We start from the raw sequence: 14,810 nt of genomic DNA, 5'->3' as shown, positions 1-14,810 counted from the left end.
TCCTCCGCAGGGCCTCAGCGCGTCCTCAACGCGTCCTCAGCCCTCCGCGCAGGCCAGCGCCTCCGCCGCGCCCTCCCGACGTCGAAGCTCCCGAAGCGGCCCGTCGACCGCGACGAGCTCGGCGTACGCGCCGCGCTGGGCGACCCGGCCCCCGCCGAGCACGAGCACTTCGTCCACGGCCTCCAGACCGGCGAGCCGGTGCGTGATCAGCACTGTCGTCCGGCCCCGCGTGGCGTCCAGGAGGTCCGCGGTGAGCGCGTCCGCCGTCTCCAGATCGAGGTGTTCGGCGGGCTCGTCGAGCACGAGGACGGGGAAGTCGGCGAGCAGCGCGCGGGCGAGCGCGAGCCGCTGCCGCTGGCCGCCGGAGAGACGTGCGGCGTGCTCACCCACCAGGGTGTCGAGCCCGTCCGGCAGCGCCTGCGCCCACTCCCGAAGACGTACGCGGCCGAGCACTGCCCACAGGTCGTCCTCGGTGGCGTCCTTCTTGGCGAGCAGCAGATTCTCGCGGAGGCTGCTGTCGAAGAGGTGCGCGTCCTGGGCGCACAGCCCGACGATCCGCCGGACCGCGTCGCCGTCGAGGGCCGCCGCGTCGACACCGCCGAGCGTGTACGTCCCGGCGTCCGCGTCGAGGAAGCGCAGCAACACCTGGGCGAGGGTCGTCTTGCCGGACCCCGACGGGCCGACGACGGCGACGCGGCGGCCGCGCTCCAGCGTCAGGTCGAGGCCGGCGAGCGCGTCCCGCTCCTGGCCCTCGTAGCGGGCGGTGAGGCCGTGCACGGCGAGCGGGAAGGGGTCCCGCGGCGCCTGTGCGGGCCGCTCGGGCTCCCGTACGGGTTCCTGCGCGTCCAGGACCTCGTAGACCCGCTCGGCGCTCTTGTGGACGCGCTGGCGGTGCTGCACGGCGAGCGGCAGGCCGAGCACCGCCTCGAACGCGGCGAGCGGCGTCAGGACGACGACCGCGAGCGACACCCCGTGGAGCTGCCCGGTGCGCACGCCCTGGACGCCGACGAACGCGGCCGCCGCCACGGTCAGGCCGGTGATCAGCGCGCTGAGCCCGTCGCCGAGCGCGGTCGCGGTGGCGGCGCGCGAGGCGATCCGCGTGAGCACGGAGTCGGCTTCCGCGGCCTCCTTCGTCCGTCGCGGCAGAGCGCCCGAGACCGTCAGTTCGGCGGTACCGGTGAGCAGTTCGGCCGCCTTCGTGGCGAGCACACCGCGCGCGGGGGCCAGCCTCCGCTCCGCGCGCCGGGACACCGCGCCCGACAGCAGCGGCACCCCGACGCCGGCGAGCAGCAGCCCGACCGCGAGCACGGCACCCGCGGCGGGCAGCATCCACGCGGTGAACGCCACCGACCCCACGCCCACGAGCGCGGCGACCGACGCGGGCAACAGCCAGCGCAGCCAGTAGTCCTGCAGGGCGTCCACATCGGCGACGAGCCGGGAGAGCAGGTCGCCGCGCCGCGTCGTGCGCAGCCCCGCAGGGGCGAGCCGCTCCAGGCGCCGGTACACGGCGACCCGGGTGTCGGCCAGCATCCGCAGCACCGCGTCGTGCGACACGAGCCGCTCCATGTACCGGAAGATCGCCCGTCCGATGCCGAACGCGCGCGTGGCCGTCACCGCGACCATCAGGTAGAGCACCGGCGGCATCTGCGAGGCCCGCGAGATCAGCCACCCGGACGTCGCCATCAGGCCGACCGCGCTGCCGAGCGCGAGCGCGCCGAGCAGCAGGGCGAGGGCGAGCCGCGAGCGGCGCGGCCTGGCGGCGTCACGCAGCCGTGCGAGCACATGGCGCCGGCCCACCGGCACGTCGCCGGGCACCGCCACCGGGGCGGCTTCGACGGCACCGGCAAGGACCTGCGCGGACGGGCTCCCCTGCACGGCGCCACGCACCTGCGCCGGCACCGCGCCAGGTGCCTCGACCCGTACGACCCGGTCCGCGACGGCGAGCAGCGCGGGACGGTGCACGACGAGCAGTACGGTCCGCCCCACGGCGAGCCTGCGCACCGCGTCGACGATGCCCGCCTCGGTCTCGCCGTCCAGCGCGGCCGTGGGCTCGTCGAGCAGCACGACCGGCCGGTCCGCCAGGAACGCCCGCGCGAGCGCGAGCCGCTGCCGCTGCCCGGCCGAGAGCCCGGCGCCGTCCTCCCCGAGCACGGTCGCCACGCCCTGGGGCAGCACCTCGACGAACTCCAGGGCCCCGGCCTCCCGCAGCGCGGCGAGCACCGCGGCGTCATCGGCGTCCGGCCGCGCGAGCCGCACGTTGTCCGCGATCGACCCGGCGTACAGCTGCGGCCGCTGCGGAACCCACGCCACGCGCGCGTGCCACGCCTCCCGCGACACCTCGGCGAGGTCGACACCGCCGACGGCGATTCGCCCACTACAAGGGCGTACAAAACCCAACAGGGCACTGACCAGCGTCGACTTGCCCGCTCCGCTCGGCCCTACGAGGGCCACGGTCTCGCCATCGGCCACCTTGAAGGAGACATCCGAGACGGCGTCGAAGGACCGCCCTTCGTAGCGAACAGAAACGCTTTCAAACCCGATTCCGCCGGCCGAGGGGGCCTCCCTCGTGCCGTCCTCGGGCAGCGGCGACTCCAGAACCGCGAAGATCTCCTCCGCCGCGGCGAGCCCCTCGGCGGCCGCGTGGTACTGCGCGCCCACCTGTCGCAGCGGCAGATACGCCTCGGGCGCGAGCACCAGAATCACGAGCCCGATGTACAGATCCATCTCGCCGTGCACGAGCCGCATGCCGATGGTCACGGCGACGAGCGCGACCGACAGTGTGGCCAGCAGCTCCAGCGCGAACGACGAGAGGAAGGCGATCCGCAGGGTGCGCATCGTCGCCCTGCGGTACTCATCGGTGATCTTGCGGATGGACTCGGCCTGCGCCTTGGCGCGGCCGAACACCTTCAGGGTCGGCAGGCCCGCGACGACGTCCAGGAAGTGGCCAGAAAGCCGGGAGAGCAGCCGCCACTGACGGTCCATCCGGGACTGGGTCGCCCAGCCGATCAGCATCATGAAGATCGGGATGAGGGGCAGCGTGCCGACGATGATCGCCGCCGACACCCAGTCCTCGGTGACGACACGGGCGAGCACCGCCACCGGGACCACCACCGCGAGCCCCAACTGCGGCAGATAGCGGGAGAAGTAGTCGTCGAGGGCGTCCACGCCGCGCGTCGCGAGCGCCACGAGGGACCCGGTGCGCTGCCCGCTCAACCACCCGGGGCCGAGCCGCGAGGCCCGCTCCAACAGACGCCTGCGCAGCTCCGACTTGACCGCCGCGCTCGCCCGGTGCGCGGCCAGCTCGGTCAGCCAGGCCACGAGCCCGCGACCGGCCGCGACCGCCGCCAACAACAGCAGCGGTGCCCGCAGTTCGGCCACGTCGAGGCCGTGCTGGAACGCGCCCACCACGACCTCGGCGATGAGCATCGCCTGCGCGATGACCAGGCCCGCCCCGGCGGCGCCAAGCACCACCACCGCGATCAGGAAGAGACGCGAGGCCCGGCCGTACCGGAACAGACGCTGGTCGATCGGTTTCACGTGAAACACACCCTCACGTAGACGAACGCAGACGGGCGAAGACGGAGCTAAGACGCTCAGTGCGCCCCTTTTCAGGAGCTCAGTGCGCCCCGGCAGGAATGCTCTTCGTGCTGAGCCGCTTGCGGAACACCCAGTAGGTCCAGCCCTGGTAGAGCAGGACCAGCGGCGTCATGATCCCCGCGACCCAGGTCATCACCTTCAGCGTGTACGGACCCGAGGACGTGTTGTCGATCGTCAGGTTCCACGCCTCGTTGAGCGAGGAGGGCATGACGTTCGGCACCAGGGCCAGGAAGATCGCCGCCACCACGGCCGCGATCGCGACCCCGTTGAAGGAGAACGCCCAGCCTTCGCGTCCCCTGGCGTTCATCACGAGCGTCCCGAGCAGTCCGACGACCGCCACGGCGAACGCCACCGCGGTCCACGCCGTCCCGCGCTCGACCTGGAGCCAGGCGAGGAACCCGCCGCCCAGGAGCACGGTGGCCACACCCGCCTTCGTCGCGAGCGCACGCGCCCGCACCCGGATGTCGCCGTCCGTCTTCAGCGCGGTGAACACCGCACCGTGCAGCGTGCACACGGCCGTGAAGGCGAGCCCGCCGAGCAGCCCCCACCAGGTCAGCAGGTCGCCGAACGAACCGGCGAAGTCCTGCTTGGAGTTGATCGGAACGCCGTGCACCATGTTCGCGAACATCACGCCCCACAGGAACGGCAGCAGCAGCGAGCTGACGAAGAGCACCAGCTCCCAGTTGCGCTGCCAGCTCTCCTCGGGCCGCTGGTGCCGGTACTCGAAGGACAGCACGCGCACGATCAGCAGCAGCAGCGCGATTACGAGCAGCAGGTAGAAGGCACTGAAGAACGTCGCGTACCAGATGGGGAACGCGGCGAACATCGCACCGGCCGCGGTGAGCAGCCAGACCTCGTTGCCGTCCCACACCGGCCCGATGATGTTGATCAGCACGCGCCGCTCGGTCCTGTCGCGCGCGAGCAGCCGCGTCAGGATGCCCACCCCGAAGTCGAAGCCTTCGAGGAAGAAGTAGCCGGTCCACAGAACGGCGATCAGAAGGAACCAGAAGTCGTTGAGGCCCATGGCGTTTCTCCTCTCAGTACGCGAAGGTCAGTGGCTTGTCGGCGTCGTCGTCATCGGAGTCGTCCCCCGAAGGACCACGCAGCTTCGGGTCCTTGGTCGGCGGTTCCTCGTCCGTGTCGGGACCCTTGATGGCGTACTTCTTCATCAGCCGTACGTTGATCCAGAACAGCACCGCGTACAGCAGGGTCAGCGCGGTCAGCGAGATCGCCATCTCGGTCTGGCTGACGCCGGGGGAGACCGAGTCAGCGGTCCGGAACAGGCCGAAGACGGCCCAGGGCTGACGGCCCATCTCGGTGAAGATCCAGCCGATGGAGTTGGCGATGAAGGGGAAGATCAGCGAGGCCATGCCGACCCGCCAGCCCCACTTCGTGACGGTCGGGCCGAGTTCCTTCTTGTTGGTGAGCATCAGCTTGGGGATTTCGTCCTCACCCCTTCGATGCTCGGGCAACAGCCATCGCCGCTTCCGGGTCAGCCAGAATCCGGCGCCCGCGGCGACGGCAGCGGTGAGCCCGATGCCGATCATCAGGCGGAAGCCCCAGAAGGTGACGAAGATGTTGGGGATGTAGTCCTCGGCCTTGCCGCCGTACTTCTCGGCCTCGGCCTTGGCGGTCTCGTGGATGCCGGGGACACAGCTGGAGAAGTTGTCGTCGGCCAGGAAGGAGAGCAGGCCCGGAAGCTCTATCTCGACGGAGTTGTGGCCCTTGTTCACATTGCCGACGGCGAAGATGGAGAACGGCGCGGGGCATTCGGTGTCCCACAGCGCCTCGGCCGAAGCCATCTTCATCGGCTGCTGCTTGAACATCACCTTGGCCAGCTGGTCGCCGGAGAGGGCGACCAGGACGCCCGCGATCATCGCGGTCACCAGACCGAGCCGGAGCGAGCTGCGCAGCGTGATGGTCCGCTTGCGGTCGACCTGCTCGCCGGCGTCCTTCTGCTTCTTGATCTTCCAGAGCAGGAAGCTGGAGACGCCGATCATGAAGGCTCCGCCGGTCAGGAAGGCGGAGGAGATGGTGTGCGCGAACTGGACGACCGCGGTGTTCTGGAAGAGGACGTGCCAGATGTCGTTGAGCCGGGCCACGCCGGTCTTCGGGTCGATCTCGTAGCCCACCGGGTGCTGCATCCAGGAGTTGGCCGCCAGGATGAAGTAGCCCGAGGCCAGTGTGCCGATCGACACCATCCACATGCAGGCGCAGTGGAGCTTCTTCGGCAGCTTGTCCCAGCCGAAGATCCACAGTCCGATGAAGGTGGACTCGAAGAAGAAGGCGATCAGCGCCTCCATCGCGAGCGGAGCACCGAAGACGTCACCGACGAACTTCGAGTAGTCCGACCAGTTCATGCCGAACTGGAACTCCTGCACGAGGCCGGTCGCGACGCCGATCGCGATATTGATCAGGAAAAGCTTCCCCCAGAACTTCGTGGCGTGGAAGTACTTCTCCTTGCCCGTGCGTACCCATGCCGTCTCCAGGCCCGCCGTGAGCGCGGCCAGAGAGATCGTCAGTGGGACGAACAGGAAGTGGTAGACGGTGGTGATGCCGAACTGCCATCGCGCCAGGGTCTCCGGCGCGAGGGCGATCGTTGTCGGGTCCACTGCGTCTTCTCCTTACATCGCCGTGGTCACAGCGGCAGTTTGCCCCTTTAATCCCACAAATCCCGGGAGGAACCGGGACACGCTTGTGAACGCGTTCACATTCACAAGCATTATGTCGTACTGGTTGTCGGCATACGAGAGGGGGTCCCCCTTAACTTCGGGGGGACCCCCTTCGCCTACGATCTCCGCCCAACGCGGGGCAGGTCAGAGCTCCTTGCGGAACTCCGCGGCCGTCTGCAGGAAGATGTCGTTGGCCTCGGTCTCCGCGATCGTGGTGCGCACACCCTCGCCCGCGAACGGCCGCACGACCACGCCCGCCTGCTCACAGGCCGCCGCGAAGTCCATCGTCTTCTCCCCCAGGCGCAGCCACACGAAGTTGGCCTGCGTCTCGGGCACCGTCCAGCCCTGCGCCCGCAGCCCCTCGACGACCCGCGTGCGCTCGGCCACCAACGAGCCGACCCGGCCGAGCAGCTCGTCCTCCGCGCGCAGCGAGGCCACCGCCGCGTCCTGCGCGAGCTGGCTCACACCGAAGGGGACCGCCGTCTTGCGCAGCGCCGCGGCGACCGGCTCGTGCGCGATGGCGAAGCCCACCCGGAGCCCCGCGAGCCCGTACGCCTTCGAGAAGGTCCGCAGCACCGCCACGTTCGGCCGGTCCCGGTAGATCTCGACGCCGTCCGGCACCTCGGTGTCGCGGATGAACTCCCGGTACGCCTCGTCGAGGACCACCAGGACATCGGCGGGCACCCGGTCGAGGAACCGTTCCAGCTCGGCCCGGCGGATGGCATTGCCCGTGGGGTTGTTGGGGTTGCAGACGAAGATGAGGCGCGTGCGGTCGGTGATCGCGTCGATCATCGCGTCGAGGTCGAGGTCCTCGCTCGGCGTGAGCGGCACCTGCACCGACTTCGCGCCGCTGATCTGCGTGATGATCGGGTACGCCTCGAAGGACCGCCACGCGTAGATGACCTCGTCACCCGGCCCCGAGGTCGCCTGGAGCATCTGCTGCGCGACGCCGACCGAGCCGGTGCCGGTGGCGAGGTGCGAGACGGGCACACCGAAACGGTCGGACAGCTCGTTCATCAGGCCGGTGCACGCCATGTCCGGGTAGCGGTTGAAGGTCCCGGCGGCCGCGATCGCCTGCTCCATCACTCCGGGCAGCGGAGGATAGGGATTCTCGTTGGAGGACAGCTTGTACGCCACCGGCCCCCCGGCGGCGGCCGGCTTGCCGGGCTTGTAGGCAGGGATCCCCGCCAGCTCCGCACGCAGCTTGGGGTTGATCTCGCTCACCGCAGTCCTCCTTGTGGGCACCGTTCCAATACTGCTCACCTTAAGAGGATTCGCCGCGCTCCCCAATGGCCCGGGTCCCGACCCTCCGCAAGGCGTGCGGAGAGGGGGGAGCGCTCCTCGCCCTGGCGCGCGCCGGTGGCTCGCGCCGTGGCGCGCATCACCCGTGAAGGTGAGTTGAGACCTACTCGCAACATCGCCGACTTGGCAGGCCCCTGCGTGACGACAAGCGAAGTGCCATACCCTGACCCTTCAACTCCCTTTTATTTAAAGGTTGATGATGGGCCATCACCTTGCAGAAACGTGCCTGTCAACGCCTGCATATGCTCCCCCACCATGCAGCCGAATGAGCCCTACTATCGGCTCGCCATGACAGCAGCAGGGAAGCACCAGGTGAGCCGGGCAGAGACGACCCGCAGGGGCACCCGGCCGAGCCGGGCAGGCATCAGAGACGTTGCCGCAGCCGCCGGGGTCTCGATCACGACTGTGTCCGATGCGCTCAACGGTAAGGGCCGGCTCCCGGACGCCACCCGACGCCACGTTCGCGAGGTCGCCGACCGGTTGGGCTATCGCCCCTCCGCGGCCGCTCGCACGCTCCGTACCGGGAAATCGGGCCTCATCGGCCTGACAGTGACGACGTACGGGGATGAACCTTTCACCTTCACAGAATTCGCGTACTTCGCCGAGATGGCGCGCGCCGCCACCTCCGCCGCGCTCGCCCGCGGGTACGCCCTCGTCATCCTGCCCGCCACCTCACGCCACGACGTGTGGTCGAACGTCGCCCTTGACGGCACCGTCGTCATCGACCCCTCCGACCACGATCCGGTCGTCACCGAGCTGGTCCGCCAGGGCCTGCCGGTCGTCTCCGACGGACGTCCCGCGGGCACCCTGCCCGTGACCGCCTGGGTCGACAACGACCACGAGGCCGCCGTGCTCGGCATCCTCGACCACCTCGCCGAGTCCGGCGCCCGCCGCATCGGCCTACTGACCGGCACCACCACCGACACGTACACGCACCTCTCCACCTCGGCGTATCTGCGCTGGTGCGAGCGGATCGGACAGGAACCGGTCTACGAGTCGTACCCCGCGCACGACCCGTGCGCGGGCGCCGTCGCCGCCGACCGGCTGCTCGCCCGGCCCGACCGCCCCGACGCGGTCTACGGCCTCTTCGATCCCAACGGCACCGATCTGCTCGCCGCCGCGCGCCGCTACGGGCTGCGTGTCCCGGACGACCTGCTGCTGGTGTGCTGCAGCGAGTCGATGGTCTACGCGAACACGGAACCGCCCATCACCACCCTCTCGCTCAAACCGCGGCGGATCGGGACGTCCGTCGTGCAGCTCCTCATCGACGCCATCGAAGGGGTCGATTCCGACCAGCCGGTCGAGCAGGTGATGCCGACCGAACTCATCGTGCGGACCTCGTCCCATCGACGCCCGCACCGCACCACGGTCAGCCCTCCCCGGTCTCCGGGACAGGGCTGACCGCCCCCGCCCGCCCCCTCCACCGACTCCTCCGAAGAGAAAAGTCCACACCAATTCGGGAGAAATGCACGGCGATCAGCCGCCCGTCACCGATTCACCACCCCTGGTGCATCACACAGCGCGAGCCGCATTCCTATGATGGGCGCACGACACCGCGGGCCGCTGCGACCAGGCAGTCCGATACGGTGCACAGGCGGCGCAATGGTGGTGGAGGGGTCGATGACTCAGGGGGCCGGTCCGGGATCCGCAGCGGAGACGGAGACGCTGCGCGACTTCCGTGTTCCCGCGTACGTCCATGACGTACCGGCGAACGTGCAGCCGACGGACCCCGACGTCCCCGCGCCCGGCGCAGAGAGTCCCGACGGTTACACGCCGACCGAGCGTGACCTGCCGGTCATCAACCAGGGCGACACGGTCCAGGTCGAGGTGGCGCAGCCCGCGCCCACGGGGGACGAGGGCCTCGGCCCGCTGTTCGTCGTCGGCGATGTGCACGGCTACCTCGACGAGCTGCTCGCCGCGCTCTGCGAGAAGGGCCTGATCGACGCGGAGGGCAACTGGGCGGCGGGCACCGCGCGCCTGTGGTTCCTCGGCGACTTCACCGACCGCGGGCCGGACGGGATCGGCGTCATCGACCTCGTCATGCGGCTGTCCGCGGAGGCGGCGGCCGCGGGCGGCTACTGCAAGGCGCTCATGGGCAACCACGAGCTGCTGCTGCTCGGCGCGAAGCGGTTCGGCGACACGCCCGTGAACTCCGGAGCGGGCACCGCCACGTTCCAGGCGGCCTGGTTGCTCAACGGCGGGCAGAAGGCCGACATGGACCGCCTCCAGGACGTGCATCTGCAGTGGATGTCCCGGCTCGACGCGATCGAGATCGAGGACGACCATCTGCTCACGCACTCGGACACCACCGCGTATCTCGACTACGGCGACTCCATCGAGGCCGTCAACGACACGGTGCGCGAGACCCTCACGCGCAATGACGCGGACGAGTGCTGGGACCTGTTCCGCAAGTTCACCAAGCGGTTCGCGTTCAAGGACGAGGAATCGGGGCCCAGCGCCGCACGACAGCTCCTCGACGCCTTCGGCGGCTCGCGCATCGTGCACGGCCACAGCCCGATTCCGTATCTGCTCGGCGAGGTCGGTGGTGAGGACGGGGACAGCGAGGACAGCAGGCCCCCCGTCGAGGGCCCGCATGTGTACGCGAACGGCCTGGCCATCGCCATGGACGGCGGCGTGACCATGGCCGGAAAGCTGCTCGTCCAGCAACTGCCCATGGATATCTGAGACTTCGCGGGGCAGACGCGAAAGCGGAGGATCCGACTGGCCGCAGGGCCAATTTCCGGAAACCCCCTGTCACCGCGTGCCGTGACAGCTCTACCATCGGCTTATCCGTAGCAGGCTCCCCTCCGTTTCTGCCCGACGGCTCGCACCCATGCGGGCCACCAAGCCCTACGGAGCATCGGGGGATGCACATGAACAGCGCTCCGCATTTGCTGAACGAGGACCGTCCCGAGTTCGAGCGGCTCCTCGATGACGCGCTGCGTACCGCACCGAATCGGCCTGAACTCGCCGCTGTGGGCCAGCGGCTCAACCCCGAGCAGCTGCGCACCATGGCGCTCGGCGCCGCCGCACTGATCAACACGGCGGCCGCCGACGAGTACCAGCGCTACGTCAAGGTCCGCGAGGAACTGCGCTCCACGCCGCGGCTCCTGCGTCCGCTACGCGAAGGAGGCAAAACCAGCGGGGAGAGCACGGGACCGGGCGTCGCCGCGGTCGCCGTCGTGCTCGCCCCGGTCCTGGCAGGGACCGCAGCCGTGATCTTCCTGCTCGTCGGCTACATCCTGGGCATGCTCAACCCGGTGCCGGGCCTCGCGAGGACCCTGCGCACCTTCGGCTGGGTCTTCGGCGTGATCGCCGCGGCAAGCATTCTCGTCGCGGCCGTCTGCCTGCTGCTCGCGGCCTTGCGCAATGGATCGACGTCTCTCCAGGCGAGCGCGCACGGCGAGGCCAGCGAGGAAGTGAAGCAGGCCAGGGAAGCCTGGCGCGTCGCGCTCCTGGACCGGGGCATCCTGCCGTTCCTGCGGGACGCCCTGGCGGATCCATCGGCGGGCGGCGGCTCGCCCCTCGGGGGCCGCGGCGGCTCCGGCGGGCGCATGCCGCAACTCGGCTACAACAGGCCGGGGTTCAGCAGCCCCGACGGCGGCGGCACGGCCACGGGCCAGCGCGCCGGCTATTCGAGCCCGGACTTCTCCAGCCCGGACTTCGGCGGCCCGGACCACCAGCCGGACTGATCCTCCGGCGGCCACCAGGCCGTGACCGACGACGAGGCCCCTCGCGCACGAGGGGCCCCACCGTCATGCCGTCAGTCGGCGATCGGCAGATACACGCGGTTGCCCGCCTGTGCGAACTCCTTGGACTTCTGCTCCATGCCCTCCGCGATCTCCGAGGAGGTGGTGCCGTGTTCCCGCCGGATGTCCTGCGAGATCTTCATCGAGCAGAACTTCGGCCCGCACATCGAGCAGAAGTGTGCCGTCTTCGCGGGCTCCGCCGGCAGCGTCTCGTCGTGGAACTCCCGTGCCGTGTCCGGGTCGAGGGCCAGGTTGAACTGGTCCTCCCACCGGAACTCGAAGCGGGCGTCGGAGAGCGCGTCGTCCCAGGCCTGCGCGTCCGGGTGGCCCTTGGCAAGGTCCGCCGCGTGCGCCGCGATCTTGTACGTGATGACGCCGGTCTTCACGTCGTCGCGGTTGGGCAGGCCCAGGTGCTCCTTCGGCGTGACGTAGCAGAGCATCGCCGTGCCCCACCAGGCGATCATCGCGGCGCCGATCCCGGACGTGATGTGGTCGTACGCCGGGGCGACATCGGTGGTCAGCGGGCCGAGCGTGTAGAACGGCGCCTCCTCGCAGATCTCCTGCTGGAGGTCGATGTTCTCCTTGATCTTGTGCATCGGGACGTGTCCCGGACCCTCGATCATGGTCTGCACGTTGTGGCGCTTGGCGATCGAGTTCAGCTCGCCGAGCGTCCGGAGCTCCGCGAACTGCGCCTCGTCGTTGGCGTCCGCGATGGAGCCGGGGCGCAGGCCGTCGCCGAGCGAGTACGTGACGTCGTACGCCGCGAGGATCTCGCAGAGCTCCTCGAAGCGCTCGTAGAGGAAGCTCTCCTTGTGGTGCGCGAGGCACCACGCGGCCATGATCGAGCCGCCGCGGGAGACGATGCCGGTCTTGCGGTCGGCGGTCAGCGGGACGAACGGGAGGCGGACGCCCGCGTGGACCGTCATGTAGTCCACGCCCTGCTCGGCCTGCTCGATGACCGTGTCCTTGTAGATCTCCCAGGTCAGTTCCTCGGCCTTGCCGTCGACCTTTTCGAGCGCCTGGTAGAGCGGCACGGTGCCGATCGGGACGGGGGAGTTGCGCAGCACCCATTCACGCGTGGTGTGGATGTTGCGGCCGGTGGAGAGGTCCATGACCGTGTCGGCGCCCCACTTGGTCGCCCAGGTCATCTTGTCCACCTCCTCCTCGATGGAGCTCGTCACGGCCGAGTTGCCGATATTGGCGTTGACCTTCACCAGGAACCGCTTGCCGATGATCATCGGCTCGATCTCCGGGTGGTTGACGTTCGCGGGCAGCACGGCCCGGCCCGCCGCGATCTCCTCGCGCACGACCTCCGGCGCGACGTTCTCCCGGATGGCCACGTACTCCATCTCCGGGGTGATCTCCCCCCGGCGCGCATACGCGAGTTGGGTCACGGCCTGGCCGTCCCGGCCGCGGCGCGGCTGGCGCGGGCGGCCGGGGAAGACCGCGTCGAGGTTGCGGAGGCCGCCGCGCGGCGACGTGTGCTTGAGGCCGTCGTCCTCGGGACGGGCGGGGCGGCCCGCGTACTCCTCGGTGTCGCCGCGGGCGATGATCCAGTTCTCCCGCAGCGGCGCGAGACCGCGACGGACATCGGTGTCGACGGTCGGGTCGGTGTACGGACCTGAGGTGTCGTACAACGTCACCGACTGCCCGTTGGTGAGGTGCACTTGACGGACCGGCACCTGGAGGTCGGGGCGCGAGCCCCTGATGTACCCCTTGTGCCAGCCGATGGACCGGCCGGCCTCCTCGGTCGAGTTGGAGGCAGGCGTGTGCGCGTCCGTTGTGGTCATGAGACCTACTCCCTACGCCGGCATTACCCGGTAACAGGTTCAGCGGTCGACGCAGCGATATTCGTCCTTGGTCACGCAGCTCCACGCTGTTTCACGTGAAACGCGCAGGGACGAAGGTCAGCGCCCTCTCAGCCCGGTGCTCCGAGCTCCCGCGATGGCAAAAGCGGCTCCACGCTAACGTGACGCACGCCGCGTTGAACAGAGGGCCCCCCTCCGTTCTTGCGATGATCTGGCGGTGACCACCAGACAGCAGCCCTCAGCTCCGCCGTCCCACGCGCCGCATGGGCACTCCCACAGCCACGGCCCAGCGGCGCCTGTCTCCCGGCACTTGCGCAAGGTGATCGCGGCCGTCCTGATCCCGTTCTCGGTCGCGGTCGTCGTGGGCCTCGCGGTGCTCTGGCCGGGCGGCGCACCGCCGCACGAGCGCAGCGGTGTCGGCTTCGACCGGCAGACACAGCAGGCCACGGTCACCCGCGTCGAGAAGGTCGACTGCTCGTCCGTGCACGCCCAGGGCCAGAGCTCGACCGGGGACCCCACGGCGCAGCAGGGCACCACAGGCGAGCAGAAGACCAGTGGCACCTGCGAGAACGCGACGATCCGGATCGACAGCGGCAAGGACAAGGGCCGTACGTTCACCGAGGTCGTTCAGCCGGATTCACCGCGGCAGTTGCACGAGGGCCAGAAGGTGATCGCCGCCTACGCGCCGGACGCACCCAAGGACCTGCAGTACTCGGTCACCGATGTGAACCGCAAGGTTCCGATGGTGCTGCTGGCCGGGATCTTCGCCCTGGCCGTGGTCGTGGTGGGCCGGATGCGCGGCGTCATGGCGCTGGTCGCGCTCGCGGTCAGCTTTATGGTGCTGACGTTCTTCATCCTGCCCGCGATTCTGCAGGGGTCGAACCCCCTGGTCGTCGCGGTGGTCGGAGCCAGCGCGATCATGCTGATCGCGCTCTACATGTGTCACGGCCTGACGGCCAGAACCTCCGTCGCCGTGCTCGGCACCCTGGTCTCGCTGCTGTTGATCGGCCTGTTGGGCTCGCTGTTCATCGGCTGGGCGGCCCTGACGGGCAACACCGACGACAACACGGGACTGATCCACGGCCTGTACCCGGACATCGACATGAGCGGTCTGCTGCTCGCCGGCGTCATCATCGGCTCACTCGGTGTGCTCGACGACGTGACGGTCACGCAGACCTCCGCCGTGTGGGAGCTGCACGAGGCGAACCCGACGCTGGGTCGACGCGCCCTGTACCGGGCGGCGATCCGCATCGGCCGCGACCACATCGCGTCCGTCGTCAACACGCTCGTCCTGGCCTACGCGGGCGCCGCGCTGCCGCTACTGCTGCTCTTCTCGATCGCGCAGAGCAGCGTCACCGACGTGGCCAACAGCGAACTGGTGGCCGAGGAGATCGTGCGTACGCTGGTCGGCTCGATCGGCCTCGTCGCCTCGGTGCCGGTGACCACCGCACTGGCCGCGCTCGTGGTCTCCGCCGACCGCCCGGAGACACACGGCGACCACCCGGAGACACGGGAGCCCGCGACGGCCGCTCCCTCTCCTGGACGCGGTGGCGGAGGCCGGCGGCGTAAACGCTGAAGGGCGCGGAACTGCTCGGGTGCACCGCGCTGCTGAAGCGTTACGTCTGGTCCTGTGTCGCACAAACCATCTGATGTCGCGAGAGCCGCCCGCTGTCGTGCGGGCC

General features: G+C 69.6%; 9 protein-coding genes. 4 read left to right on the top strand and 5 right to left on the bottom strand.

Translation table 11 applies throughout. The features are described 5' to 3' along the window. Positions 1–36: 36 nt before the first annotated feature. The 4 genes from cydD to hisC all read right to left on the bottom strand — a co-directional run bounded on the left by cydD (position 37) and on the right by hisC (position 7,493). Positions 37–3,537 carry a thiol reductant ABC exporter subunit CydD gene (cydD, locus tag OHA73_RS22725; protein ID WP_327655958.1) on the bottom strand — a complete coding sequence of 1,167 codons (3,501 nt, stop codon included), beginning with the start codon at positions 3,535–3,537 and terminating at the stop codon, positions 37–39. A gap of 79 nt (positions 3,538–3,616) precedes the next feature. Next, positions 3,617–4,621, bottom strand: coding sequence for a cytochrome d ubiquinol oxidase subunit II (gene cydB, locus OHA73_RS22720; RefSeq protein WP_327655957.1), 1,005 nt, complete (start codon positions 4,619–4,621; stop codon positions 3,617–3,619). A 13-nt stretch (positions 4,622–4,634) separates the two neighbouring features. After that, positions 4,635–6,209, bottom strand: a complete 1,575-nt coding sequence (locus tag OHA73_RS22715) for a cytochrome ubiquinol oxidase subunit I (protein ID WP_323187254.1) — start codon at positions 6,207–6,209, stop codon at positions 4,635–4,637. A 204-nt stretch (positions 6,210–6,413) separates the two neighbouring features. Continuing rightward, on the bottom strand, positions 6,414–7,493 hold the full coding sequence (gene hisC, locus OHA73_RS22710; protein WP_327655956.1) for a histidinol-phosphate transaminase: 1,080 nt from the start codon (positions 7,491–7,493) through the stop codon (positions 6,414–6,416). 366 nt (positions 7,494–7,859) lie between these two features. Here hisC and OHA73_RS22705 point away from each other — a divergent pair, with 366 nt between their 5' ends. The 3 genes from OHA73_RS22705 (at position 7,860) to OHA73_RS22695 (ending at position 11,263) form a co-directional block, all read left to right on the top strand. Continuing rightward, the gene (locus OHA73_RS22705; RefSeq protein WP_266712062.1) at positions 7,860–8,972 is read left to right on the top strand and encodes a LacI family DNA-binding transcriptional regulator; all 1,113 of its coding nucleotides are present in this window, start codon (positions 7,860–7,862) and stop codon (positions 8,970–8,972) included. Positions 8,973–9,191: 219 nt separating this feature from the next. Further along, on the top strand, positions 9,192–10,256 hold the full coding sequence (locus tag OHA73_RS22700; protein WP_323179549.1) for a metallophosphoesterase: 1,065 nt from the start codon (positions 9,192–9,194) through the stop codon (positions 10,254–10,256). Positions 10,257–10,438: 182 nt separating this feature from the next. Continuing rightward, positions 10,439–11,263 (top strand): hypothetical protein, encoded by an 825-nt coding sequence (locus tag OHA73_RS22695; RefSeq protein ID WP_266712060.1) that lies wholly within the window; start codon positions 10,439–10,441, stop codon positions 11,261–11,263. 71 nt (positions 11,264–11,334) lie between these two features. Here OHA73_RS22695 and thiC read toward each other — a convergent pair whose 3' ends face one another. After that, on the bottom strand, positions 11,335–13,110 hold the full coding sequence (gene thiC, locus OHA73_RS22690) for a phosphomethylpyrimidine synthase ThiC (protein WP_266712058.1): 1,776 nt from the start codon (positions 13,108–13,110) through the stop codon (positions 11,335–11,337). A gap of 235 nt (positions 13,111–13,345) precedes the next feature. On the opposite strand from thiC, the gene OHA73_RS22685 reads away from it, so the two are divergent. Further along, positions 13,346–14,704 carry a YibE/F family protein gene (locus OHA73_RS22685; RefSeq protein WP_267069860.1) on the top strand — a complete coding sequence of 453 codons (1,359 nt, stop codon included), beginning with the start codon at positions 13,346–13,348 and terminating at the stop codon, positions 14,702–14,704. Positions 14,705–14,810 lie beyond the last annotated feature (106 nt).

It is taken from the genome of Streptomyces sp. NBC_00483, assembly GCF_036013745.1.
Classification (GTDB): domain Bacteria; phylum Actinomycetota; class Actinomycetes; order Streptomycetales; family Streptomycetaceae; genus Streptomyces.
This window is presented reverse-complemented; position numbering and strand designations above follow the sequence as displayed.

Bases quoted from the DNA above. Each gene is read 5' to 3' on its own strand.
- OHA73_RS22695 (WP_266712060.1), top strand. From the start codon at position 10,439: ATGCACATGAACAGCGCTCCGCATTTGCTGAACGAGGACCGTCCCGAG.
- cydB (WP_327655957.1), bottom strand. From the start codon at position 4,621: ATGGGCCTCAACGACTTCTGGTTCCTTCTGATCGCCGTTCTGTGGACC.
- thiC (WP_266712058.1), bottom strand. From the start codon at position 13,110: ATGACCACAACGGACGCGCACACGCCTGCCTCCAACTCGACCGAGGAG.
- OHA73_RS22705 (WP_266712062.1), top strand. From the start codon at position 7,860: ATGACAGCAGCAGGGAAGCACCAGGTGAGCCGGGCAGAGACGACCCGC.
- OHA73_RS22700 (WP_323179549.1), top strand. From the start codon at position 9,192: ATGACTCAGGGGGCCGGTCCGGGATCCGCAGCGGAGACGGAGACGCTG.